General features: G+C 63.1%; 22 protein-coding genes. 11 read left to right on the top strand and 11 right to left on the bottom strand.

Annotation, left to right across the window (positions count from 1 at the left end; genetic code table 11):
• Positions 1-40: 40 nt before the first annotated feature.
• Positions 41-946: an SDR family NAD(P)-dependent oxidoreductase gene (locus AC1Z3O_RS23205; RefSeq protein ID WP_483518222.1), complete on the bottom strand. Its 906-nt coding sequence runs from the start codon at positions 944-946 to the stop codon at positions 41-43.
• Between the two features lie 125 nt (positions 947-1,071).
• Positions 1,072-1,818 carry an SDR family NAD(P)-dependent oxidoreductase gene (locus tag AC1Z3O_RS23200; protein ID WP_483518221.1) on the bottom strand — a complete coding sequence of 249 codons (747 nt, stop codon included), beginning with the start codon at positions 1,816-1,818 and terminating at the stop codon, positions 1,072-1,074.
• Between the two features lie 674 nt (positions 1,819-2,492).
• On the opposite strand from AC1Z3O_RS23200, the gene AC1Z3O_RS23195 reads away from it, so the two are divergent.
• The gene (locus AC1Z3O_RS23195) at positions 2,493-3,302 is read left to right on the top strand and encodes an SDR family NAD(P)-dependent oxidoreductase (RefSeq protein ID WP_483518220.1); all 810 of its coding nucleotides are present in this window, start codon (positions 2,493-2,495) and stop codon (positions 3,300-3,302) included.
• Between the two features lie 46 nt (positions 3,303-3,348).
• Here AC1Z3O_RS23195 and AC1Z3O_RS23190 read toward each other — a convergent pair whose 3' ends face one another.
• On the bottom strand, positions 3,349-5,388 hold the full coding sequence (locus tag AC1Z3O_RS23190; protein WP_483518219.1) for an FUSC family protein: 2,040 nt from the start codon (positions 5,386-5,388) through the stop codon (positions 3,349-3,351).
• Between the two features lie 349 nt (positions 5,389-5,737).
• Here AC1Z3O_RS23190 and AC1Z3O_RS23185 point away from each other — a divergent pair, with 349 nt between their 5' ends.
• Together AC1Z3O_RS23185 and hpnR are read left to right on the top strand one after the other, a co-directional pair.
• Positions 5,738-6,853, top strand: a complete 1,116-nt coding sequence (locus tag AC1Z3O_RS23185) for a patatin-like phospholipase family protein (protein WP_483518218.1) — start codon at positions 5,738-5,740, stop codon at positions 6,851-6,853.
• 269 nt (positions 6,854-7,122) lie between these two features.
• Positions 7,123-8,664: a hopanoid C-3 methylase HpnR gene (gene hpnR, locus AC1Z3O_RS23180; RefSeq protein WP_483518217.1), complete on the top strand. Its 1,542-nt coding sequence runs from the start codon at positions 7,123-7,125 to the stop codon at positions 8,662-8,664.
• A gap of 78 nt (positions 8,665-8,742) precedes the next feature.
• On the opposite strand, the gene AC1Z3O_RS23175 is transcribed toward hpnR, so the two are convergent.
• The gene (locus AC1Z3O_RS23175) at positions 8,743-10,341 is read right to left on the bottom strand and encodes a SagB/ThcOx family dehydrogenase (RefSeq protein WP_483518216.1); all 1,599 of its coding nucleotides are present in this window, start codon (positions 10,339-10,341) and stop codon (positions 8,743-8,745) included.
• Between the two features lie 346 nt (positions 10,342-10,687).
• Positions 10,688-10,876, bottom strand: coding sequence for a hypothetical protein (locus tag AC1Z3O_RS23170; RefSeq protein WP_483518215.1), 189 nt, complete (start codon positions 10,874-10,876; stop codon positions 10,688-10,690).
• 274 nt (positions 10,877-11,150) lie between these two features.
• On the opposite strand from AC1Z3O_RS23170, the gene AC1Z3O_RS23165 reads away from it, so the two are divergent.
• From AC1Z3O_RS23165 to AC1Z3O_RS23150, 4 genes are all read left to right on the top strand, one after another.
• Entirely contained in the window at positions 11,151-12,740 is a 1,590-nt protein-coding gene (locus tag AC1Z3O_RS23165) for an ABC transporter substrate-binding protein (protein ID WP_483518214.1), read from the top strand.
• 441 nt (positions 12,741-13,181) lie between these two features.
• Positions 13,182-13,661 (top strand): hydroxyquinol 1,2-dioxygenase, encoded by a 480-nt coding sequence (locus tag AC1Z3O_RS23160; RefSeq protein WP_483518213.1) that lies wholly within the window; start codon positions 13,182-13,184, stop codon positions 13,659-13,661.
• A gap of 75 nt (positions 13,662-13,736) precedes the next feature.
• The gene (locus tag AC1Z3O_RS23155; RefSeq protein WP_483518212.1) at positions 13,737-14,156 is read left to right on the top strand and encodes an organic hydroperoxide resistance protein; all 420 of its coding nucleotides are present in this window, start codon (positions 13,737-13,739) and stop codon (positions 14,154-14,156) included.
• Between the two features lie 74 nt (positions 14,157-14,230).
• Entirely contained in the window at positions 14,231-14,785 is a 555-nt protein-coding gene (locus tag AC1Z3O_RS23150) for a thioredoxin family protein (RefSeq protein WP_483518211.1), read from the top strand.
• 48 nt (positions 14,786-14,833) lie between these two features.
• Here AC1Z3O_RS23150 and AC1Z3O_RS23145 read toward each other — a convergent pair whose 3' ends face one another.
• Positions 14,834-15,793: a GlxA family transcriptional regulator gene (locus tag AC1Z3O_RS23145; RefSeq protein WP_483518210.1), complete on the bottom strand. Its 960-nt coding sequence runs from the start codon at positions 15,791-15,793 to the stop codon at positions 14,834-14,836.
• 110 nt (positions 15,794-15,903) lie between these two features.
• Between AC1Z3O_RS23145 and AC1Z3O_RS23140 the strand changes: the two genes are divergently transcribed.
• The 3 genes from AC1Z3O_RS23140 to AC1Z3O_RS23130 all read left to right on the top strand — a co-directional run bounded on the left by AC1Z3O_RS23140 (position 15,904) and on the right by AC1Z3O_RS23130 (position 18,835).
• Entirely contained in the window at positions 15,904-16,209 is a 306-nt protein-coding gene (locus tag AC1Z3O_RS23140) for a putative quinol monooxygenase (RefSeq protein WP_483518209.1), read from the top strand.
• 211 nt (positions 16,210-16,420) lie between these two features.
• On the top strand, positions 16,421-16,999 hold the full coding sequence (locus AC1Z3O_RS23135; RefSeq protein ID WP_483521931.1) for an alpha/beta hydrolase: 579 nt from the start codon (positions 16,421-16,423) through the stop codon (positions 16,997-16,999).
• Positions 17,000-17,113: 114 nt separating this feature from the next.
• Positions 17,114-18,835 carry a cytochrome c biogenesis protein DipZ gene (locus AC1Z3O_RS23130; RefSeq protein ID WP_483518208.1) on the top strand — a complete coding sequence of 574 codons (1,722 nt, stop codon included), beginning with the start codon at positions 17,114-17,116 and terminating at the stop codon, positions 18,833-18,835.
• A 188-nt stretch (positions 18,836-19,023) separates the two neighbouring features.
• Here the strand turns inward: AC1Z3O_RS23130 and AC1Z3O_RS23125 are convergent, their stop codons facing one another.
• The 5 genes from AC1Z3O_RS23125 to AC1Z3O_RS23105 are packed head-to-tail and all read right to left on the bottom strand — an operon-like array spanning position 19,024 to position 23,876.
• Positions 19,024-20,802: an acyl-CoA dehydrogenase C-terminal domain-containing protein gene (locus AC1Z3O_RS23125; RefSeq protein WP_483518207.1), complete on the bottom strand. Its 1,779-nt coding sequence runs from the start codon at positions 20,800-20,802 to the stop codon at positions 19,024-19,026.
• Between the two features lie 13 nt (positions 20,803-20,815).
• A complete protein-coding gene (locus AC1Z3O_RS23120; protein ID WP_483518206.1) occupies positions 20,816-20,938 on the bottom strand; it encodes an acyl-CoA dehydrogenase family protein in 123 nt (40 codons plus the stop codon).
• A gap of 54 nt (positions 20,939-20,992) precedes the next feature.
• A complete protein-coding gene (locus AC1Z3O_RS23115) occupies positions 20,993-21,802 on the bottom strand; it encodes an SDR family oxidoreductase (RefSeq protein WP_483518205.1) in 810 nt (269 codons plus the stop codon).
• Positions 21,799-22,197 carry a nuclear transport factor 2 family protein gene (locus AC1Z3O_RS23110; protein WP_483518204.1) on the bottom strand — a complete coding sequence of 133 codons (399 nt, stop codon included), beginning with the start codon at positions 22,195-22,197 and terminating at the stop codon, positions 21,799-21,801. The genes AC1Z3O_RS23115 and AC1Z3O_RS23110 overlap by 4 nt, the downstream gene beginning before the upstream one ends.
• Before the next feature lie 47 nt (positions 22,198-22,244).
• A complete protein-coding gene (locus AC1Z3O_RS23105; RefSeq protein ID WP_483518203.1) occupies positions 22,245-23,876 on the bottom strand; it encodes a long-chain fatty acid--CoA ligase in 1,632 nt (543 codons plus the stop codon).
• 372 nt (positions 23,877-24,248) lie between these two features.
• On the opposite strand from AC1Z3O_RS23105, the gene AC1Z3O_RS23100 reads away from it, so the two are divergent.
• Positions 24,249-25,283: an AraC family transcriptional regulator gene (locus AC1Z3O_RS23100; RefSeq protein ID WP_483518202.1), complete on the top strand. Its 1,035-nt coding sequence runs from the start codon at positions 24,249-24,251 to the stop codon at positions 25,281-25,283.
• The last annotated feature ends 21 nt before the right edge of the window (positions 25,284-25,304 follow it).

Genomic DNA, 25,304 nt, shown 5'->3' with positions numbered 1-25,304 from the left:
GGACTCGGTCGAACTTCGCGAGCGGATCGGTGCACGGGTATCAGCGGCTACCCAGCGCGGCAACCAGCGCATCACGTGTCTCCGGTTGATTGCGGAGCGGGTCGGGCGGGTTTTGCCCATTCAGGATGGCCTCGAACCGGGGGCGGGCTGCCTCTGCCGACCCGGGATGCGGAAAGATATAGAAGCGCTGCTCCCGGATGCCGTCGAAGGTCGCGCGCGCCACGTCTTCAGCACTGACCGTACTGGCAGCGATTCCCTGATTCAGCCTTGACTGAGCCTCCAGTTGCCCACGGTTCAGTGCTTCCCGATTTGTGCCATCGGTCGAATGATTGCGGTCCGAGTTGGCGATCCCGGTCGCGAAGAATGAGGGGCACAGAACCGAGCAGTGCACCCTCTCGGTAACGAGGCTGAGATCTGCGCGGAGTGCCTCGCTCAAGGCCACCACGGCGTGCTTGGTCACGCAGTACGGACCCAGCATCGGACCGGTGATCAGACCCGCAATCGAGGCAGTATTGACGACATAACCGCGATAGTCTGCTCGGGCCGCGGCCGCAGCAAGCATCAACGGGATAAAGACGCGCAGGCCATGAATGACACCATGAAGATTTACCCCGAGCGCCCAGTTCCAGTCCTGCTCCGACCGTTCCCAGACCAGGCCGCCGGGAGCTACCCCGGCATTGTTAAACAGCACGTTGACTTCGCCGAACGAGGCCATGGCGAGATCTGCCAGCGCCTGCACATCGCTGGAATCCGACACATCGGTGCGCTTGCCGACAACCGTGGCACCGGCGGCACGCAATACAGCCACCGCGTCGTCAAGCGCATCCGAATTGACGTCGGCCAGCACGAGCTTCATGCCAAGCGCTGCCCCAGTCTGGGCTAATGCCTTGCCCAACCCTGACCCACCGCCAGTGATGACGGCGACCTTGTTACGAAACTGCTCCATCCTGTCTCCTCCGGAAATCGATTGCATCGACGTCAACGGGATTCTGTTGCACTACCATCTTGGCGGACGGAAGTACTGCGCAAAAATGGCCTATCGTAAGGACCTCGCCGCCTCCGATTCCGCGCCTACCATGCGGTCTTACCGCCATTGACGTGGAGGATCTGACCGGTGATATACGCGGACTTGTCAGAAGCCATGAAGAGAATGGCTTCTGCGACTTCGTCCGGCGTTCCGACTCGCCCGGCCGGGATGGTGGCCGCGACCGCATCGAAGCGCTCACTTCCGCCGGCGATGCGCCCAAGCATCTCCGTCTCGATCGGACCCGGAGCGACGGCATTGACACGCACATTGGCTTTGCTGGCTTCGAGTGCGGCGGACTTGGTCAGTCCCTCGACAGCGTGCTTGCTCGCCGTGTACAGCGGATAAACGGGATTGCCGCGGCTTCCCATCGTGGACGACAGATTGACGATTGCCCCATGCTTCTGCGGGAGCATGACGCGCAACTGGTGCTTCATGCTGAGAAACGTGCCCAAGACATTGGCATCGAACGTGGCGGTATAGGCCTCGACCGTCTGATCCACCAGCGAGCCTCGTGCGCCTTCCGTGCCCGCGCTGTTGACCGCGACGTCGAGCCGGCCGAAGTGCGCCACGGTATGCTCGACAAGCCGGCTAACGTCGCTTTCCTGCGTGACGTCAGCAGCCACGAATTCTGCTTCCGCGCCCAACTCCTTGAGCTCGGCGATCAAGGCGGCACCGGCTGCCGCGTTCCGGCCAGCGCAAACAAGGCGCGCGCCTTCGCGGGCAAAGGCAAGAGCGGTTGCCCGGCCAATTCCAGCCGTCGCTCCCGTAATCAGGACAACACGTTGAGACATGACAGGTTCCTTATTGAGGATCGCTCTGAGGCGTAGGTTGGGGACTCGACGCCGGCGCGTCAGATGAGAAAACAGTCTAGGAAGATCGGACCTTCGTTTTTCTCCCATTTGACGACATAGGGATCTCATTTCATGACACGAAGTGCAGCGCGAGCGTTTCCTGTTGCGCATCGGAAGTGACGGCGCTCTCGCTCTATATGGGATGCGGGGCCCAGTTGTGTTCGGCCAACACCGGCCCGCCTGGCACCGAACGCTGAATTGACCTCATGGAGACGCCGTACTTGGCACTGCGAGCTTTTGAAACTTTTCACAGGCAGGCCTCAAATCCACTGGTCGTTCACCGCAGTGCGCTCGCTCATCGCGCCATTGCCGGTGTTCATCACACCACGCGGCGCACTCAGCCCCGTCGCCTGAAGGTAGCGCCACAGCGACTCCGCTCTTGGCACTGATGACTTCGTGCCTTGACAGCCGGACCGGCTAGCGTTGTACACGTCACCTGCTTGCATTCCGGCGATAGCGCTCTATCGTTTATTGTCATCTACCCCCAAGCGTTCCGCCATCAACGTCCGAGGAATGCAGGAGCCAATCATGGGCCGTAACTACAGTCCTGGTAAATAGCGGCGCAAGAGAAACATGGATCATGTTTCGCGAAAGCGACCCGAAAGGAGGTCTTCTTGAGTACTTCTACAGCGAAGCCATCGTTTGAAGGAAAAGTGGCGCTCATTTCCGGGGCCAGCCGGGGAATTGGGGCTGTGACAGCCCGAGCATTTGCGGACGCGGGCGCTGCCGTTGTTATTGCGGCTCGCGATGGAAAGGCTCTGGATTCCGTTGCCAAAAGCATTGAATCCGCGGGCGGCAGAGTTCTGCCATTGACCGTGGATGTCGGCGACGCCACTGCCGTTGAGCGACTCGTACAGCAAACACTGGATAACTTTGGGCGCCTTGACGTGGCGTTCAACAACGCGACGGACGGTCCCCTGCCCGCTCCACTTGCCGAGATCGATCCGGCAGACTTCGACCGCGGCATCCGTACAAACATTGGTGGAACGTTTCTGGGAATGAAGTACCAGATACCCGCAATGCTTCGCTCAGGCGGTGGAGCCATCGTGAACATGGCCTCTCTCGCAGGACTGAACGGCGTTGCCAATCTGGGGGCCTACGTCGCCGGAAAGGCGGGAATCATCGCGCTGACAAAAGTGGCGGCGCTCGATTACGCGGACCAGGGCATTCGGGTGAACGTGGTGGCCCCTGGACCTATTCTCACCCATCATCTGGAAAAGGCCGGGACAGACGCGCAGCGCCAGGCCGCGGCCTCAACACCCATGCGGCGCATCGGCAGGGCCGAGGAGGTTGCGGCTACCGTTCTTTGGCTCTGCTCAGACCAGGCATCCTTTATCACGGGCGCCGTCATACCCATCGATGGCGGGCAATATGCCGGTGTAAAACCTCCGAGCATGTTCCGGCCGGGCAAGTCAGCAGACTGAACGCATCCCGTCCAAGCCGCCCCGAAAACAGGTCAAACGGAGAAGGTCAAACGGAGACGCGCTGGCGTTCCGAAGCGCTGCCCACGTAGACATCGAATACCATCACGAGATGACGAATCGCTTGTTCGAGGTCGTCCGCAGGCATTTCGATGGAGTGCACAGCCTGCCTGGCCTCCCTCGACGTCAGCGCTTCCAGCATCCCGGCGGTCATCGCATCGTAGCGATTGGCCCTTTGCCAGTCACGTGCGTCGGGTTCCCCTTTCCGTAGCACTTCGATCACTGCGGCGGCGCCGCAGACTGTCCGCACCGCGACGATCACGTCCCGGAGGCGTTCGAGCCGCGCCGACCGCCACTGCCCCTCCAGCAGCATGCGCTCTCTCGCAACTTCAAGGCGTGTGCTGGCCAGCCCGGCCTCGCGTTGCAGCCGATCCAGCGTGGCCGTGGCGCCTTCATCCCCTTCATCCATCCGAAGGACGGCGGCGGCGAACGTCATGTTGGCGGAAATCGCGGCCGAGATTGCGGCCGTCAGCGTGTTACTTTCCTTTTGCGGCCACAGAAGAAAGCTCGCGGCCACGCCCACGCAGGCGCCAACGAATTCATTGGTCAGGCGAGCGACAATCAGCCCCTGCGCAGGATGAATGAAGTCCGACATCAGCATGAACATCGGCGTCAGGAAGACGACGAACAGACCGTAGTTCACCAGCCTCAAGGCGACGGTGACGGCGGCAAGCGGCAAAATGGCCAATGCCATGGCCACCGGACCGGATAGGTTCGTCAGAAGCACAGCGGCGATCATGCCGCCGACGAGCGTGCCGCATGCGCGTTCCAGAACGCGCAACCATGTATTGGCGGAAATCGGCTGGGTCACGACGATTGCAGCAATCGCGCCCCAGTATGCAAACGTGACGCTTAGCGTGGTGCCGATCATGAAAGCGAGCACCGATGCGACCGCCACCCGCAGCGCATGGCGCCAGACCAGCCTGTCGAGCTTGATCGTGCCTGCGGAGGCAGGTGGGGAAATCTCAGGGTCCATTACGAACGCTTGTTGACGGTCCGCGAGACGGACGATGGCACTGGCTGCAAAGGCCACGGCGCTTGCCGTCTGATCCTGTCGATCCGCGGCCTGCCGCAACAACGAGTCTGCCTGCGCGATCAGCTCGCCGGGCATTGACAGCTCATGCTGCGCCCGCTCGGCCACGCCTTGCAGCAACTGTCGCAGGCCTTGAAGCAATGGCCGGGATCCATCGTTGATCGCGATTGCGGCATTGCGTCGGGCATGGCCGATGGCGATCAGCGCGGAAAACACCCTGCCCGCTGCATCGATGCCCGGACCAAGATCGGGGCTGTTGCGCGCATCGTGCGCCGCCAATGCCCTGCCGCGCTCGATCGACATGCGCACCCCACGGCGATAGACCGTGTCGAACTCGGTCCAGCCTTTTTCATCCATTCCAGGCCGGGAATCCAGCGACTCCAGAAAGGCAGCCATGTCCCCCAGCCTGCCGAAAATTGTCGCGAGCGCGAAGCGCGCGCATTGCGGGAACGGGATGGGCCAGAGAAAGATGCAGAACAGCATGGCCCATGCCGACCCGAGCAAGAAATGGCCAGCGTGCTCAAGTACGCCAGCGAGCGGCTGGGGCGACGCAATGCCGATCACAACCGCAAGCGAGGCGATCAACCCCGACTGCGCCGGCATGGGCCCGAGGGAGGGCTTGTAGGACCGCGTCAGTCCACAAAGGAAGACCAAAACAAACAGGGTGCCGAGGCTGACGGCATAGCCCCAATGTGCACCATATGCCGCCATCGGCATCACGACAGCGCCCATGGCGGTGAAGTTGGCCATCGTCTTCAGGCGCGCCAACTTCGATCCTTGCGGATCGCAAAGACAGTTCCAGAACGCCGCAACGGCTCCGAAAGCGATCTCCGGACGATCGAAAAGCGCCGCCGCGCAGAGCATCGGCGCCATCGCAAGCGAAGCGTGTACCCCTTCCGCAATTGCAATGCGTTCCGGCGTGATGGCGAAGACATGGCCTTCCGCCCGCAGGCTCCGACGGCTGACCAGAGATACGAGCTTGCCTAATAGGGTCATCGCGCCGTCGCCGCTCTCAGTCGTTTGTTTCGGAAGGACAAGGGCCAAGAAGTGGCCGCCACCGAATTCTAGGCAATGGCGGGCGAGATCGGACGTTTTGCACCGATCGACTGCCGAACGATGAGCAGCCGGAAAGCGAGGGGCAGCCGCCTGCCCTGCAACGAGGGCCTTACGGCCATGAAGCGGCACTCGTCCGTACCGCCGCCAGGCCGTCCAGACGTCGGCGCCGCCCAGAAAGCGGACCGTTGCTATTGAATCGTTCTCATCACGTCACACGTGCGGGGCCGTGTGGTACACGACTACAAAAGCCGATAATTAGGCCATGGCGGCGAATCAATGAGGTCAAGCCATGACTGGAACCCAGCCAGCACGAACAGACTTGCCCGGGCAAGTCGTTCTCGTATTTCAGGGCGGCGGCGCGTTGGGTGCCTACCAGCTCGGCGTCTACCAGGCGATGGATGAATCCGGTATACAACCGGACTGGGTTATCGGCACCTCCATCGGCGCGATCAACGCTGCGCTGATAGCCGGGAATCCACTGGAGCGCCGCTATCAACGATTATTGGAGTTCTGGAACGGGGTGACCAACCAGACACGCCTGGACGTGCCAGCCGCATGGCTCGGTTGGAACAGAACCTTGGCAGAACTGTCGACAATCACCCGTGGCATAGCAGGATTTTTCCAGCCCAATCCGGCTTCCTGGCTCGGCCCGCTGACGCGATTGGGCGTGGACCGCGCGTCGTATTACCTGCTGGCGCCGCTTCGCGAAACGCTCACCTCGCTGGTCGACTTCGACTTGCTGAACGCCGGGCATCCGCGCCTGACAGTCGGAGCAGTGAGCGCGTGCACGGGCACCATGCGCTATTTCGATTCGCGCGATCAGCGCCTCACAGTTGAGCACGTACTGAGTTCGGGTGCGCTGCCACCCGCTTTTCCGGCAGTGCGGATCGATGGCGAACCCTATTGGGACGGTGGCATCTATTCCAATACACCGGTCGAGGTGGTGATGGACGATCACCCTCGCAAGAGTTCGGTCATCTTCTCCGTGCAGATGTGGAACCCGACCGGCCCCGAACCGGAGAGCATCTGGCAGGTATCGGAACGACAAAAAGACATCCAGTACGCCAGCCGCACCGACAGCCATATCGCGCGCCAGCAGCAGATTCACTGCCTGCGCCATGTCATTCGCGAACTGGTCAAGCGCCTGCCGGATGCTGAGCGCGCCAAGGCCGAGGTGCAGGAACTTGCCGCCTGGGGCTGCGGCACCACCATGCGTCTGATCAAGCTCGCAGCCCCTCGGCTTGATGGGGATGATCAATGGAAGGACATTGATTTCACGCCAGCCGGTGTTGCTGCCCGCCAGCGGGCCGGCTTTGAAGACGCGATGCGCGCCATTGCCGCGCGCCCATGGGAAGCGCCGATCGACCCGATGCAAGGAATGACCGTCTACAGCGCGGATAGATGACGACCAATGTTGCCAGAAGTCTGCATGCGCTATGCCCGGACACTTTAGATCGGCAAGCCAGGCTTCGCTGCAGACGCTCATGTTTGCACCGCGTCACCGGTTGCGACGCATGCGACGGCGATAACCACTAAAATCGGGAGAGCCAGCGGTACTGATGTCCGGCAGGGCGCACAGACTCAGCAGTCGACCCATCCCGGGATGCCAGCACGAAAGCCCGGCACGCCACGTGATCACACGCACGCGCGCCCTTTCCGCCGCAAGGAGGCCTCATGAAGGTGCTCGCTGTTCACCCCAGTGGGTTGATGTACACCCGCATCTACCTGCGCCTCGAACCGCTCGGCCTCGAAACGATTGCCGCGGTGATGCGCGACGCCGGTCACGAAGTTCGCTTGATCGACCTGCAGGTTGAGTCCCATTCCGATCTGAGAGAACTCTTGCGGTCATGGCGCCCCGACGCTGTCTGTTTTTCCGGCAACTATCTCGCCAATATCCCCGAAATCATCGATCTGTCGAAAGCCGTCAAAGCGCTGTTGCCGGGCAGCTTCGTGTTCGTCGGCGGACACAGCGTGTCATTCACGGCGGCCGACATACTCAGGCACGCGGATGGTGCGATCGATTGCGTTCTGAAGGGCGAGGGCGAAGCGCAGGTCGCCAAATTGCTCGATGCTGTCGCACGTGGCGAAGCATTGCTACACATTCCGGGCGTCGTCACGGGCAACGGCGAGGGGCCACCGCCGGGCTTCGCTGAAAGCCTCGATCGAATGCGCCCGGCACGCGATCTGCTGGCGCACCGGCGCAAGTACTTCATCGGTGTGCTTGACCCGTGCGCCTCGATCGAGTTCGCACGCGGCTGCCCGTGGGATTGCACTTTCTGCAGTGCGTGGACGTTCTATGGACGCAGCTACCGCTCTCGCAGCCCCGAAGTCGTGGCGGACGAACTGGCATCGATCCTCGAGCCGAACGTGTTCATCGTCGACGATGTGGCATTCGTGCATGCGGATCATGGCATGGCGATCGGACGCGAAGTGGAACGGCGCGGCATCCACAAGAAATACTATCTGGAAACCCGCGGGGACGTGCTTTTGCGCAACAAGCACGTATTCGAGTACTGGCGCACACTCGGTCTGCGATACATGTTCATCGGCATGGAAGCGATCGACGCCGAAGGGCTCAAGGCATTTCGCAAGCGCATCAGCGTTGACCAGAATTTCGAGGCGCTGGCATTTGCACGCTCGCTTGGCATCAACGTCGCGATCAATCTGATTGCCGATTCCGACTGGGATCACGAGCGATTCGAAACGATCCGCCAGTGGTGCATGGAGATTCCGGAGATCGTGAACATCAGCGTGAATACGCCGTATCCTGGGACGGAAATCTGGTTGCGCGAACAGCGGCGCCTGACGAGCCTCGACTATCGACTTTTCGACATCCAGCACGCCGTGTTGCCTACGAAGCTGCCGCTGCCCGAGTTCTATCGTGAACTGGTGCGAACGCAACAGGTGCTGAACCGAAAGCATCTCGGCTGGGGCGCGTTGTATCACGCTGCGGGCGAGGCAGCGTCGCTGCTGATGCGCGGACAAACGAACTTCGTGCGCATGCTGTGGCGCTTTAACTCGGTGTTCAATCCGAATCTGCAGCTAAGTGACCACGCGCGCGAAGTGCGTTACGCGATGACTCCACCGCCCGCACAGACGCCCGAGCAAAGCAACGTGAAAGTGCTCTATGTGCACGGCCCAACGGGCCGCAAGGGACGCAGGATCGATGACGCGACGGAGAAATTCGTCGACCAGAGCCGCATGGGATCGGAATGACCGCGGCGCGCGCTCCAGGCGCTGCCGTACCGGTTTCACGGCGACGGTAATTCGCTGTCGACCGCTGTGAGCGGTCATCTATATCAATGCCTCATACGGTGCAAGCGTCGACAAGCGTTGGTCGACCACGGCGCAGCCGACGGTAAAGTGATACAGGCTTTGCCATGTGTGATCCTTGATGCCGAGCACGGCATGCATTTCATCATCGAAAAAGCAGCCGATCCCCGTGGCGCGCTCTCCAGTGGCTTCGGCTTCAAGATAGAGTGCCTGGCCGAGAATGCCGCATTCCCAGAAAAGATGGCGATAACGCCATGGCTGCTTCAGGGCGATTTCGAAATTTGCGAGCATGCCCAACGCGAAGTAGGAATCGGCGGCGATATCCTGGTGGCAACAGATCAGTTTTGCCACTGCGCGTAAATCGTACGGCAGCAGGAGATAGAGTGGCAGATGGTCTGGTCCGATTCTCTGCCACAGCCATTCCGGGCGCATAGCCTGCTTGAGTCCATGGAGCGCCCCGGAGTTTCTCACCAGCAGGTACAGGCCCGGCTCCAGTCCGTCCACGCGGTGAACCAATAGTGCCAGATGCACCGCAGCAGGAGACATCAGCGCGTTCCACGGTGGCGTGTCGCGACGCGCCAGCAGGCTTGCCAGCATGGTAAAGAAGGCGGTAGCAGTCATGTGCGCCGTGTCATCGAAGCTCGTGGCGCTGCGGCGCTGTCGGGCGATCCGGGCAAAGCTCAGGTCGAAGGCGGGCGCCGCAGGCTGCAGTGGCGGCTTCGGAGTCAGTGGGGTCGGTTCGCTAGTCAGAGACTTGCGCGTGGCACGATCGACCGAATCGATATCCGGCCAACTTACGTGCCCAGCGCTTAGCTGGTTTGCGTAGCCGTACCAGTGCGCCTTATCGAGAACGGACCACAGGCGCTCCAGGTCAGGCCGTGTTTCCGCATTGCCGATCCATAGCACGACATCCGGCACCTCCGGCTCGGCCGCTCCAAAATCATCGATGCGATCCAATCCAAGCAATGCGGCCAAGGCATCATCCGCAGCAGTCTCGATCAGCCGCGTCTGCCATCCGAGAGCCGCTGCCGCGTAACTGACTGCGGCAATGGCATGGCCGCAGTCATGCTGACAGTAGCGCCAGGCGCGCATTCCGTATTTCCATGCCTCGCGCCAATGGATCGAGCTGATGCCTACTAGGATACCGCCGCCCGGGAACGCCTCAGTCCATCGTGGATCATCCAATGCAGCCCGCTGTTCAAGGACGTGGTCGCGGCTCAGGTAGTGGTAGACCCCGCCCGGCAGATCGGACAGGGCAGGACAAAGAAGATAGCCCTCGGTCGGATGCAGATTGCCGCTCGAGGGATTGCAGCGCAGTGCCCACCGCTGAGCCCCAAAGGCTTTCCACGCTGACAAGCCGAGCGAAAGCTCAAACAGGATTGCGAGGGTACGAAGGCTGAAGCCCTGCGCGGGCGGCAGGGCGCCGCAGCGCAACGCGTTGTAGCGTGTGGGCAAGGCGTCCGCGGCCAGTGGCAGGGCAATCCGCGGTGCGCCCTGGAACGCGCGGAACGGATCTGGCTGGGTTGCCCAGTCGAGCCATCCGGGGCCTGGAGCGTAGCGGTTGACGCGGTGCTTGCTACGATTGTGATACTCAAGCAGCGCTTGCGCAGTTCGGCTCATGTTCCTTCTGCCCGAGAATGCCCGACACCCCCGCTGCCACATCAAATGGCTCACCTTGTCATGCAGTCGTTACCGACGTCACAGGACAGGGCCTCAATTCGCACTTTAGGTGGTTTTGAAGGTATTCGGTGCCTATCGCGATGCAGCATCTCTTCGCAGGCGAATGTAAGAATATCGGCGCCAAAGTCGTTGACACTCGTCCGAGTGGAACACCCTACTCCAATCCTCGCGAACTGCCTCGCCACCGAAATAGTGCTTTTTATGCAACTTCTGGCCAGACAGCGCGATAAGTTTCGCGATGATCGTTCTAGCGGATGCCGCTAAGTAACGATTTGCACCCCACGGCCTACTTGCCGCTGCGCATTCCGCCGATGCCGACCTTGCCGCGCCCGACCTTGCGATGCGGCACACAGGGCCGCAGCCTCTTCCTGGAGCTAGCCGTCAACGTGACGTGCTCCGCAGGGTAGCGGGTCGTCCTGTGCAGCGCCGCCTGATAGGCGGGATGGCCCGGATCTATGCGCTTGATAGCTGACATGACTGGCACCTCCTCAGGCGATTCTAGTACTTCGCTGAACCCCTGCCCCATGGGTAGGGCACCTACTCCCCCGCTGCATAGCCCTGTCAAGACTGGTACACCGGGCCCAACGCACAGCAGTTTTGTGCTTGTGTGTACCAGGACACGATCCAGATTTGCACTTTTGCATGGCTATCGCAGAATCTGGCCATAAGTGAGGCTTTGGTAAGAGAAATGATGCGCGCCTACAGCAATCGCAGGTCTGTCTGATCGCTCCTGCAGGGAGAACTAAACGATGTCCCTTCGCACACTCAAGAAGGCATTTGGTGCTATTGCAGCGGCGGGGCTCATGAGCCTTGCGCTGGCCGGTCTGGCACAGGCCGCGGACCTTAAGCTGGCCATGAGCTCGGCGCCGACCTCCATGGACCCGCACTTCTACAACCTTTACGCGAACAACAACGTGGCCGCGCATATTTTCGATACGGTGGTGTCGAGAGACGCGGACAGCCGCATCATCCCGGGTCTTGCCGAATCCTGGAAGCTGGTCAACGACTTGACCTGGGAATTCAAGATCCGCAAGGGCGTGAAATTCCATGACGGCTCGGAGCTGACCGCCGAGGACATTGCCTGGTCGCTGGACCGCCCGGCCACCATCCAGAACAGCCCTGGCAAGTTCGACGTCTATACCAAGGCGATCGTCAACAAAAAGGTGATCGACAGGTACACCATCCAGCTCACCACGGACCAGCCGTATCCGCTGATGTTGAGTGACCTCACGGCGATCTCTATCGTCGAGAAGAAGGCCACGCAGGGGCTGACCTCTGACGATTTTTCCCACGGCAAAGGCATGATCGGCACGGGACCGTTCAAGTTTGTCAGCTATGCGCGCGATGACCGGGTCGAACTCGTGCGCAACCACGACTACTGGGGCCCTCGGCCGGCATGGGAAGCGGTAACGCTGCGCTTCATCCCCAATCCGGCCACGCGCCTGGCCGCGCTGCTCTCGGGCGACGTGCAGGCCATCGAGAACGTGCCCACGCCCGACCTGCCCAAGGTGCGCAACGATCCCAGGTTGTCGTTCTTCTCCAAGATCTCGCACCGCGTGATCTACCTGTACTTCGATGCCAAGCGTGACACGTCGCCCTATGTGACGACCCGGGACGGCCAGTCGATGGACAAGAACCCGCTGAAGGATGCGCGGGTGCGCAATGCCATCAGCATGGCCATCAACCGGCAGGGCATCAAGGACCACCTGATGGAAGGCCTGTCAGAGCCTACCAACAACCTGGTGCCGCCCACGCTGTTCGGCTACAACCCGAACCTGAAGACGGTCAAGTACGACCCGGAGGGGGCCAAGAAACTGCTGGCCGAAGCCGGATACCCCAACGGCTTCGGCGTGACGCTCCATACGCCGAACAACCGCTATGTCAACGACGAGCAGATTGCCGAGACGATTGCGCAGAACCTCACGCGTATCGGCCTCGTGACCAAGGTGGAAGGCATGCCGATGGCTACGTACGCGTCTAAGGGCATCAAGCACGAATGGTCGTTCGGGCTGAGCGGCTGGGGCGCGCAGACCGGAGAAGTCAGCTCGCCCCTGCGCGCGTTGCTGGCCTGCGAAGACAATAAGAGAGGCTTCGGGACGTACAACTGGGGCGAGTATTGCAATCCCAAGATGGATGTCGTGCTGGAGAAGGCGCTGGCAACCATGGATGACAAGGAGCGCTCCAAGCAGCTTCAGGAGGCGACCGCAATTGCCCTCAACGATGGAGGCATCATCCCGATCCACCTGCAGGTGACGACCTGGGCCACACAGAAGGGCATTGTCTATGTGCCCCGTACTGACGAGCGGACCCTCGCAAATTTCTTCAAGCCGGCCCAATGAGCGGCTGCGCAAGACTCTAGACTTCGATACGCCAGCCGAACGATTCCATCACACAGTGTTGCGTTGACCGGTTGCACCCACAGCCGCTTTCGGCCCTCGTAGTCCCCTCTTGTCCTCCCTTTTGTGGCCGCGCCAGCATCTGGCGCGGCCATGTCGTCTTGGCGCAACCGCGCGCTGCTTTCTCCCGCCCTTCCCGATTTCCCAAGCGCTTTCGCCGCCACCTCCCCTACCTTTTTGTACGCCTTTGTATCAGGCGGTCGCACCGATACGTGCCCTGACATAAGGCCCCCAAACGCGCTACGGGCGCGATACGTGGGACGCCTTAAATACGTTCCGTGGCAGCGCAACGCACGACAGACAAAGCGAAAACGCTGCTTCGGCTTACCGGCAACACAGACCGCAAACCACGCAAGCTCATTCCACACGTAAAGGAAAACGATCATGTCCAAGACCTTCGCCAAGCGCCTCGCCTTCGCCGTCGCCCTCGCTGCCGCCGCTGCCGGCGCACAGGCTTCCGTCCTCGGCGCCCGTGACCCGTACACGGATGGCGCGCGCGCCGTCCAGGAAACCCGCGATGTGTTCAGCGAAGGCGCCCGCTCCGTGACCGGCTCCCACGACCTGTACACCGATGGCGCCCGTGGCGTGCAGGACCAGCGCAGCCCGTACTTCGATGGCGCGCACACCGTTGCGGGAATGGACCGCACTGGCGTGTCGGCCGAGCCGGCCCGCTCGGTCGATCCGTACTTCGATGGCGCGCACACCGTTGCGGGCATGGACCGCACCGGCGTGTCGGCCGAGCCGGCCCGCTCCGTCGATCCGTACTTCGACGGCGCACACACCGTTGCGGGCATGGACCGCACCGGCGTGTCGGCCGAGCCGGCCCGCTCGGTCGATCCGTACTTCGATGGCGCCTACGCCTGAGTCCACCGAGTCACCCAAGCATTGCCAATCCGCTGTTGAACACCCATCGAACCTAAACTGAAGAAGGAAAACACCATGACCCGCATCGAAAAAGTCCTCTACACCGGCAAGGTCCACATCACGTCTGGCGGCCGCGACGGCGCGGCGCATAGCGACGACGGCAGGCTCGATATCGCGCTGTCGTCGCCGGGCAGCAAGGGGCACGGCACCAACCCGGAACAGCTGCTGGCCGCCGGCTGGTCCGCCTGCTTCATCGGGGCCATCGGGCTGGCGGCGGGCAAGCAGAAGATCAAGCTGCCGGAAGACCTTGCGGTGGATGCGGAAGTGGACCTGGGCACGGCGGGCGTGGAGTACTTCCTGCAGGCACGGCTGCGCGTGCGCATCCCCGGCATCGACCGCGAAGTGGCCCAGTCGCTGGTGGACACCGCGCACCGTACGTGTCCGTACTCGAAGGCGCTGCACGGCAACATCCACATCGAAACCGTGCTGGTCTGATCCATGCGTCCCTCGTCCGCCATGGCGGACGAGGGACATCACTCCGACTTCATTTCCCTGCGGACACCTGAATCATGCGCAACCTCGCTCGCGCCATCCTGGCCGCCGCCGGCATCGCGGCCATCTATACCTTCGGCATGGGTGCCATGGCCGAGAGCCCCAAGGCGGGCGATCAGGGCAAGGCACCGGAATTCGTGAATATCGACCATTGGCTGAACTCCGAGCCGCTGACGATGCAGCAACTGCGCGGCAAGGTGGTGCTGGTGGATTTCTGGACGTACTCGTGCATCAACTGCGTGAACACCTTGCCGTACGTGAAGCACTGGTACGAGAAATACAAGGACCAGGGCCTGGTGGTGGTGGGCGTGCACACGCCCGAGTTCCCGTTCGAGAAATCGACGGCCAATGTGCAGGCTGCGCTCAAGCGATTCGATATCCGCTATCCGGTGGCGCAGGACAATATGTACGGCACGTGGTCGGCGTATCGGAACCAGTACTGGCCGGCCACATACCTGATCGACGCCAATGGCCGCATCGTCTATCAGCACTATGGCGAGGGACGGTACCAGGAAACCGAAGCTGAAATTCAGAAGTTGCTGGCGGCGCGCAAGGCTGCAATGGCGCAGTAGGTTCCTCTGTCCCTGGGCGTTCTGGTAGCCGCCTCGATCGTCGGGCCGTCACGATGCGCGCAGTTCCCGTACGCCTTTGCCCAGCCTCCGGCGCAGCAAGGTGCGCAGTGTCACGCCGTCCGCGTAACCAACCTGCTCGGCGATGCGATCAACGCTGTCTTTACTGGTCTTCAACAAATGAACGGCACGCTCGATCCGCAGCGTCTGGATATATTCGATCGGCGTCTTGCCGAGCACTTCATTCAGGCGTCGCGTCAATGTCCGCTTGCTGGTTGCCAGTGCATCGGCGGCCGAATCGAGCGTGATCGCGGTATCGAGGTGTTCGCGCACCCAGCGGTCAAAACGCTCGACCAGCGGGTCCGAATGGCTGAGGTGATCGGTGATCGCATAGGCGGACTGCGACAGTCGCGTATCGAATACGAGGTACCTGGCAACGAGCGCTGCAAGCTCAGGACTGTTATTGCGGATCAGCCAGAGCGCAAGGTCGAGATGGCTGAGCGCGGCCCCTGCCGTCACCGTGCCGCCGCTGGGAACGACGATTCGATTCGCATCCAGGTGCACGTCCGGGTAGCGCTGCCGGAACAAAGGCGTAAGCCACCAGGTCGTCGTGGCTTCGTATCCATTGAGCATGCCGCTCTCTGCCAGCACAAACGTACCCGTACAGGCGGCTGCAATGTGGGCGCCGCCATTCTGCAACGTACGCAAAGCGCCCAACGCATCGAACACGTCGTCCTGGCCAAGCGCAGGCACGAGTTCTTCGGCAGTGATTGCGCCGAGCGCCGGCACGACGACCCAATCCGGGCGGGGGGCGTCTGCGATATCGCGCACGGGCACCTGCAGCCCAAGTGCCGTGCGGACTTGGGGCCGCATCCCCACCACGGTGATTTCGAAGCCCGGTGTGGTCATCCCTGTCGCGTGCGCAAGTTTGTTGGCCGTCGTCAGGGCATCGAGGACGGAGGTGAGGCCGGTATCGAACACGCCTTCCAGCGCGAGGACTGAAATCCGCATGGCAGTATTGATATCAAAGATGTCAATCTGGTCAGTATTCCCAAGCGCGCTGCGTTTGTAAAGTCCTCCTCAACGCGCGCCCCCCGCACGCGGACACTGGAGAAACGAAGATGATCAGGAAAGCACTATTTGTCCGGCTTGAGGCCAAGCCGGGAAAGGAGCAGGCGGTAGCGGACTTTCTTGCCGCCGGCCTGGAAATGACAAATCGGGAAGCGACCACGCCGATCTGGTTCGCCCTCAGGCTGTCACCGAGCACGTTCGGCGTGTTCGACGCCTTTGCGAGTGAAGAGGATCGCCAAGCGCACCTCGTCGGCAACATGGCCCAGACCTTGATGGCTCGGGTCGACGAGATGCTGGCATGCCCGCCGTCGGTCGAGCAGTTCGACGTTCTGGCCATGAAGAACAAGCTGGCCTGACGTCCCTGTACATAGAACCTGGAGATTCAAATGTTCTCAACGCAAAAGAAGTTTGCCATTGCCCTCATGATCGCCCTCGGCGGCTCGATGGCTCACGCCGAGTCAAAGCCGGCTGCGAAAGATATCGTTATCGTCCACGGCGCATTGGTGGACGGTCTCGGGCTGGCGGGCCGTCTACGACATCCTGTCCAAGGATGGTTACCACGTGACTATGGTGCAAGAGCCACTCACTGGCCTCACCGAAGACATCGACGCCACCAAGCGCGCCATTGATCAGCAGAAGGGGCCTGTCGTGCTGGTCGGCCATAGCTATGCCGGCTCCGTGATCACGGGCGCGGGCGTCGACCCCAAGGTCAAGACGCTCGTCTATGTGGCCGCACTTCAACCCGATGCAGGGGAAGCCAGTGGTCAACTGCTGACAAAGTTTGCTCCGCCAAACGATGCCATGCGAGCGACGCCAGACAAGTTTTTCTTCCTCCCGCCAGCGAAATTCCGCGAAACCTATGCAGCGGATGTCTCGCCAGCGGACGCGCAATTCCTGGCGGACTCGCAGCAGCAACTCGCTGAGAAGGCCCTGGGGGCACCTGTGTCTGTGGCGGCATGGCGGACCAAGCCCAGCTACGCCATCCTGACCACCCAGGACCACGTAGTGAGCCCTCAGCTTCAGCGCTGGATGTATCAACGGTCGGGGGCCAAGGTTACCGAAGTCAACGCAAGCCACGCTGTCTTCATCTCTCAGCCGGCCATGGTTGCTCGAGTGATCGAGACTGCTGCGAATCAGGCGCATTGAGCGCTGATCAACCCAATGGGGGGCACGCCCCCCACGACCTCGCGCGCGTCGGGACATAATCCAAGCGCGGGGCCGTGCGAATAGCACCATGAACCCACCACGGAGGTTGCCTCCATGCTTTTACTGATCCTTGCCTACCTCGGCGGTGTACTGACCATCCTTAGTCCCTGCATCCTCCCGGTGTTGCCTTTCGTATTCGCGCGGGCGGACCGCCCGTTCGCGCGCAATGGACTGCCCATGCTGGTGGGCATGGCGCTCACCTTCGCCGCGGTCGCCACGCTGGCCGCTATTGGTGGCGGCTGGGCCGTCCGCGCCAACCAGTACGGCCGCATCGTCGCCATGGCCGTGCTCGCCATCCTTGGCCTGACTTTGCTCTCCAACCACGTCGCCGAATGGATCGGCCGTCCGTTCGTGGCACTCGGCAGCAAGCTCACCCAGCGCAGCGAAAGCGAGGGCGATTCGGTGCTCTCGGCGGCGGGCTTGGGCGTGGCCACCGGGCTGCTGTGGGCGCCATGCGCAGGCCCCATCCTGGGCCTGCTGCTCACCGGTGCGGCCCTCAACGGGGCCAGCGTCCAGACCACCCTGCTGTTGCTCGCCTACGCGGCCGGCGCTGCGACATCACTCGCGCTGGCGCTGCTGATTGGCGGGCGCGTCTTCGCCGTGATGAAGCGAACGCTTGACGCCGGTGAATGGGTGCGCCGCGCCCTGGGCGTGCTCGTGCTCGCAGGCGTGGCCGCCATCGCGCTGGGGCTGGATACCGGCCTGCTGACACGGGTGTCACTGGCCAGCACTGGCGGCATCGAACAGAAGCTGATCAACGCGGTGCGCCCTGCGCCTGCCGTGCAGCCCGCCGCCAAGGCCGGCGAGCCGCTGTCGGTGGAAGGTGAGCTGCCCTCGCTCGATGGCGCCACACAGTGGCTCAACAGCCCGCCGCTCACGGCGCAGTCGCTGCGCGGCAAGGTCGTACTGGTCGATTTCTGGACCTACTCCTGCATCAACTGCATCCGCGCGCTGCCCTACGTGCGTGGCTGGGCTGACAAGTACAAGGATCACGGCCTTGTTGTGATCGGCGTGCACGCGCCCGAGTTTGCCTTCGAGAAGGATCCGCGCAACGTGGCCAACGCCGTCAAGAACCTGGGCGTCGGCTACCCGGTCGCACTCGACAACGACTACGTCATATGGAAGGGCTTCAGCAACGAGTACTGGCCTGCCCATTACTTCGTCGACACGCAGGGGCATATCCGCCACCACCACTTTGGCGAAGGTGACTACCAGCAAAGCGAGGATGTGATCCGCCAATTGCTCAGCGAGGCCGGCCAGACGAATCTGCCTGGCGGCTACGTGCAACCGACCGCGCAGGGCGCGGAGGCCGCCGGCTCAGGCGATGCCATGCGTTCGCCGGAAACCTACGTGGGCTATGCACGCGCAGAGAACTTCGCCGGCGGCCAGATGGCGCACGACAACAGCTCGACGTATCACGCGCCCCCGACACTGATGGCCAACCAGTGGGCGCTCGACGGGCGCTGGTCGGTGGGCGACGAGAATGCGCGGCTCGACAGCCCCGACGGGCGCATCCTCTATCGCTTCCGTGGCCGCGACTTGCATCTGGTGCTGGGCCCCGGTCGCGACAGCAAGCCTGTGCACTTCCGCGTGCTGATCGACGGCAAGGCGCCCGGCGTCGATCACGGTGCGGACATCGATGCGGATGGCAACGGCACAGTCACAGAGCAGCGCCTCTACCAGCTCGTGCGGCAGGACAACGGCAGCGGCGAACGCACCTTCGAAATCACCTTCCTCGACCCAGGCGTTTTGGCTTACGCCTTCACTTTCGGTTGAGTCCCTTCCACCTTGCCGTGCTGGCATAGGGCTGTCCGGTGGCTTCCGCCATTCTGCGTCGACTGCGCGCTCAGGGTCAGCACGGCAAGGTCGTCTTGCTTGTGAAGGAGTACTTGCTCCATGGTCTCTTCAGATTTTCGAACGGCGGCCCGCCCCTTGGACCCAGGTCAGCGGTGTCGGGCGCCGGTCTACAACAACTCGGGATCGATAGCGCTTTGCACGCGCCCCCTGCCCGCCACCAGCGCGGCATGCGTGGCGGCGCGGGGCAGCAGCCCATCGAAATAGAACTCGGCGGTCCAGCACTTGGCCGCATGGAATCGGTCCACGTCCCGACGATCGGCCGAGGCCGCCGCTGCGCGGGCCCAGAGGTAGCCCAGCAGCACGTACCCCGACAGCATCAGGTAGTCCACCGCGATCGCCTCCACGCCAGAGGGTTCCCGCCACGCCCAGATCGCGACGTCGTCGGTCGCCTCGCGCCAGGTGCCCAAGGCAGAGCGCAGACGCTCCACCAGGGACGCCACGCCCGCGCTACGCTGACACGCGTCGCACCATAGTGCGATCTCGTCCATCAGGCCGCGCAGCGACTGCGGGTCGATGAGGACCTTGCGGGCAAGCAGGTCCAGCGCCTGGATGCCGGTCGTACCCTCGTAGATGCGCGTAATGCGCACGTCGCGCAGGCGTTGCTCCAGACCCGATTCGTGCACGTAGCCGTGGCCGCCGAGGATCTGGATCCCCAGGTCGACGGCCTCGCCGCCCAGCTCTGACAGGAAAGCCTTGGCGATGGGCGTCAGGATCGCCAGGCGCTGCTCGGCCTCGCGCCGCCGGGCCGGGGAAGAGTCCACCAGATCCACCCAGCGCGCGCAGTAGTGCAGCAGCGCGCGGCCGCCCTCGGCGATCGCCTTCTGCGTCAGCAGCATCCGCCGCACGTCGGGGTGGGCCACAATGGGATCGGCGGCCTGCGCGCCTGCCGCCGGATCCGGCGACGCCGAGGCGCGGCCTTGCAGCCGCTCCCGCGCATAGGCCAGCGCGCTGCCGTAAGCCCCCTGCGCCTGCGCCACGGCCTGCGAGGCCACGCCCAGCCGCGACTTGTTGATCATGATGAACATGGCCGCCAGGCCGCGGTGCGGCGCGCCGACGAGCCAGCCCTCTGCCCCCTCGAAGGCCATCGTGCAGGTGGCGCTGCCCTTGAGCCCCATCTTGTGCTCGATGGACACGCAGCTCACCGCGATGCGCTCGCCCACGCCGCCATCGGTGCCCGGCAGGTATTTGGGTACAACGAACAGCGAGATGCCGCGCACCCCGGGCGGCGCATCCGGCAGGCGAGCCAGCACGAGGTGCACGATGTTGCGTGCCAGATCATGCTCGCCCGACGAAATGAAGATCTTGCTGCCCGTGATGCGATAGCGCCCGTCGGGCAGCGGCTCCGCCCGCGTGCGCAGCAGGCCGAGGTCCGAGCCGGCCTGTGCCTCGGTGAGGCACATCGTGGCGGTCCACTCCCCGCTCACCAGTTTGGGCAGGAAAAGCGCCAGCACGGATGGGTCGGCACCTGCCTGAAGCGTACGGATGGCACCATCGTTGAGCATGGCGTACATGCACCAAGCCTGGTTGGCGCCCTGCAGGAATTCCATCGCGGCCATCGACAGCGAATACGGCAGCCCTTGCCCGCCATGCTCTACCGCCTGGGCCAAGGCCGGCCAGCCGTCGGCCACGTACTGGCGATAGGCCTGCGCGAAGCCTTCGGGCACGCGCACGCGACCATTCTCCCAACGTGCGCCCTCCAGGTCGCCCGGGCCATTGAGCGGCGCAAGGCCACGCTCGGCGAACTTCGCGACGGCCTCCAGGATGGACGCCACCATGGCCCTGTTCAGCCCCGCCTCGGGTGCGATCTCAGCGTAGTGGCCTTCGAAGCCCTGCAGCTCAAACAGCGAGTACAAGGCATCGTTCACCGGTGCGGTGAATCGGCTCATAGACACCCCTTCCTCACAAGGCCCGGGCCACGACTTCGCGCATGACCTCGTTTGCGCCGCCGAAGATGCGCTGTACCCGGGCGTCGGTGTACATGCCCAGCCCCTTGTACAGGGGCTGGGTCAGCTGACTGTCCATTTGCGGTGTCTCCATATCGTTGTCGTTCATGTCCGATGGAAGTGCCGACTCCGCTCAGGCCTGCATGGCCGCGGCAATAGGGGCCCCGCCGCCGAGCGCCACGCCGCCGTCGACCGGCAGCACCACGCCGGTGATGTAGCTGGCCGCCTCGGAGCACAGCCACAGAGCCGCGCGCTGGATGTCCTGCTTGGTGCCGAAGCGCTTGAGCGGCACGCAGCTGGTCCAGGCTTGGTGCGCGGCCCGCGAGGCGGCCAGCCGCTTCATGCCTTCAGTGCCTTCGATCGGGCCTGGTGCGATGGCGTTCACGCGCACGCCGGCGCTCCCCCATTCCGCGGCCAGCGTGCGCGTGACCTGGTCGATGCCGGCCTTGGCGGCGCAGACGTGGACCTGCTGCGGCATCGGCAGCCAGCTCTGCGCGGCCGTGATGTTGAGGATGGCGGCGCCAGGCTTGCGCAGATGGGGCCAGGCCATGCGCATCACGTTGAACGTACCCAGCAGGTCAATGTCCACCACCGTCTTGAATCCGTTGGGCGACAACTCGGCGCCGGGCGCCAGGAAGTTCCCTGCAGCCCCGGAGACCAGCACGTCGAGCGGTCCCCAAGCGTGTGCCGTCGCGGCCAGCGCCGCCTCCACAGCCGCGGCGTCGCGCACGTCGGCGGCATAGCCCAGTACATCGGCGCCGAGCGAGCGGAGTTCGGCGACTGCCGATTCCACCTTGTCTGCGCTGCGGCTGAGCACCGCCACCCGGGCACCTTCCAGGCCAAAGGCTTCGGCGATCGCGAGGTTGATGCCACTGGTGCCGCCTGCTACAAAGACGGTCTTGTCCGTGTAGGCGTTCATGCGAGCGTTCATGCGGGCGTTCATGCGCTGGCCTCCTTCAGTTGCTCTCCCATCAGCGGAATCACCGCGCTCAGGCCCTTGAGCGGGCGGACCATCACTTTGAACATCGTGATCTGTCCCGCCTCGTTCCAGCGGATCAGGTCGATGCCGTTGAGGTAGATGCCGTCGAGCTCGACCTCGAACTCAAGCACCGCGCTGCGCGGCGCCAACCACTCGTCCACGTAGCGGAAACTCGGCTTGTTAAGCACCACCATCGCGGCGCGCAGGTACTTGGCCACCAGGGCCTTCCCCTGCTGGGGCGTGTGCACGGCGGGGGACAGGAAGACGGCGTCGTCGGCGAGCAGTGATTCGATGTGGCTCAGGTCGTTGCTCGCCACGGCGTCGTACCAATGCAGAATGGGACCGGTTTTTTGGGTCATGGCTCGTGTATCTATGTTGGACATCGACTGTCTGGAAATCGACAAGGTCAGTGCGGCGTCACGGACACGCGGTCCTTGAACATTTCGCGCAGGCTCGCCTTGAGGAACTTGCCGGTGGCCGTCTTGGGGATGGCGTCCACCCATTCGTAGTCGTCGGGCACCTGGAAGCGGGCCAGCCGGGGGGCGAGATACTTGCGCAGGGTCTGGGCATCGATGTCGGCGCCAGGACGCTTCACGGCCACCACCAGCGGGCGCTCGTCCCACTTGGGGTGCCGAATCGCGATCACTGATGCCTCGGCAATCGCGGGATGGCTCATGACCATGTTTTCCAGGTCCACCGAGCTGATCCACTCGCCGCCGGATTTCACCATGTCCTTGCTGCGGTCCACCAAGCGCATGTAGCCCTCCGGGTTGACCGTACCCATATCGCCCGTGCGCAGCCAACCGTCGCCGGTGAACTTGTCCGGATCCGTTGGCGTGGCGTGGTAGCCGCCTGTCACCCAGGGCCCGCGCACCTGCACTTCACCCACGGACACACCGTCCCACGGCTGCTCGGCACCATCCTCATTCACGATGCGCATCTGCACGAAGGGGACGGCCACCCCCTGCATGGCGCGCACTGCCTGCTGCTCCGCCTCGGGCAGGGCCTCGTGCCGTGGCTGCAGGAAGGCGAAGCTGCCCAGGGGCGAGGTCTCCGTCATGCCCCAGCCATGCAGGACCTTCAGGTTGTGCTTCTCGAAGTTGGCGATCATGGACAGCGGCACGGCGGAGCCGGCCACCAGCATGCGCATGCCATGCGGGAGGTTCCACTTGCGGCCGCCATGCTCCAGCGCCTGATAGATCATCATCCAGATGGTGGGCACGCCAAGCGCTAGCGTTGCCCTGCCCTCCTCCATCAGTGACAGCAGGTCCTCGCCGCCCATGTGCGGGCCGGGCAGGATCTGGCCCGCGCCCACCATCATCGCGGAGTAGGGCGTGGCCCAGGCGTTCGCATGGAACATCGGGGTCACGATCAGAAGACGGTCGCGCGCCGAGAGGTTCAGCAGGTCGGGCATGCAGCCCGTGACTGCGTGCAGCACCATCGATCGGTGCGAATACACCACACCTTTGGGCTTGCCTGTGGTGCCAGAGGTGTAGCAAATGCCCACCGGGTCGTGCTCTTCATGCTCCGGGTAGGCGTAGTCGGACGCATCGACGTCGATGAAGGCTTCGTAGTCGTCCATGCCAGCCGGCACCGGCGTACCGCTGTAGGGCACCACAATCACCCGCGGCTGCGAGCGCAACAGCGGGCGCACGCGCTCCCACACCGGCAGCAGCACGTCGTCGATGATCAGCACCTTGTCACCTGCATCGTCCATGATGTAGGCAATGTCCTCGGGCGACAGACGCAGGTTTAGCGTGTGCAGGACGGCCCCAGCCGCGGGGATGCCGAAGTAGCACTCCAGGTGCCAGGCATGGTTCCAGCTCATCGTCGCCACCGCCTCCGCACGGCCGATGCCGGCCTTCTCACGCAGCGCCTTGGCGAGCTGTCGCGCGCGGCGGTAGACCTCGGCGTAGGTGCGGGTGTAGATCGACTTGTCGGGCAGGCGCCCCACCACCTCCACGTGGCCGAAGTAGCGGCCCGCCCGCTCCAGCAGCATATTGGTGCTGAGCGCAACGGGCATCATGGTCGTCTTCATGTCTTGTCTCCTATCTTGTGTTGTTGATGGACGGTGCCGTCCCATCGGCTCAATCGATGGCCCCGCACGCTTTGCGGGCGGCGATCGACTCCGGCGCCAATCCCCAGTCGCGCAAGATGTCTTCGGCATCTCTGCTCGCGGCCCTGGGAGCGCTGGCCACTTCCGGCCGCGTCCCAGGGTTGGACATTTGCATCTCCTGCCATCTTTATCGATCATTGGCAAAGACGGTCAGCCAGGAAATCCAACCCCACCGATCCGAGCTACAAGCAAGGGTAACTACCTAATTGCTTGAATCTCTTGCGTCTTATTCTGGCGGCAATTGACGTGATTAGGGACACAAGAATCGCCAGTTCATTAGCATAAAATGACAACATGAATCGCTCGCCCAGCACCATTCCCGTGACAGTACCCATGCGCTACATGCGCGACATGGTGGCCGCCGCCGAGGGCGCCGGCATTCCGCGAGAGCGAGTGCTGGGCTGGGCTGGCGGTCTTGAGGCGGACATGCTGAACGCGCAGAAAGCGCGCGTCAGCCTGCCCCAGTTCTCCCGCCTCTACGGTGCGCTGGCGCTACACCTGGGCGATGAGGGGGCTGGCCTGTCAAGCCGCCACCTCGCCAACGGCGCCATGGAGACCATGTGTCGGGCCGGTCTCAGCACCTCGACCTTGGTGGAGGCCGTCGAGGTACTCTCCAAGGCGCTCAATGCGATGGTGCAGGGGATGACAGTCCAGCATGTCGTGCAGACTTCGAGCTTCCGCATTGTGTTCACCGAGACCGAGCCGGTCGTGGAGCGCAGGCAGTCCACCTACGAAGTCCTGCTGCTGACGATCTATGCCGTCATGTCCTGGCTGGTGGGCCGCCGCCCGCCGCTGCTGAGCGCCGACTTCCCCTGCCCGCCTCCCCGCCACCTGTTTGAGCTTCGCACTCTGTTTGCAGGGCCCGTGCGATTCAACCAATCACATGCCGCGCTGCAGTTCCCGGCGAACCAAAGCGCCCAGCCGGTCGTGCGCACCGTGGGTGAGTTGTCCAAGCTGCTGAAGAGAGCCCCCGGCAGCCTGATCGAGACGCTGATTCACCACGGCGCCCTCACGCTGGCCATCCGCAAGCAACTGCACGCGGCATTGCCAGAGCAGATGCAGATCGAGGAAGTGGCCAGGAGGCTGTCGATGTCCGCGCGGACACTGCACCGCAAGCTCGTGGCCGAGGGCACCACGTTCCAGAAGGTCAAAGACGAACTCCGGCGGGATGTCGCCATCCACGCCCTCGCCCGTACAAATCTGCCACTGAAGAAAATTGCTGAGCTTGTAGGGTTCCAGGACCAATCCTCGTTCCAGCGCGCGTTCCTGCACTGGACCGGGCGCTCGCCCGGCATGACCCGAAGCCCTTCGGCACATGTCACCCGATGAGCTTGCACGGTCGCCAAATCT

This window comes from Cupriavidus sp. 09_S30 (assembly GCF_056930435.1).
The sequence above is the reverse complement of the archived record's forward strand: the minus strand, read 5'-3'. Positions and strand labels throughout refer to the sequence as shown.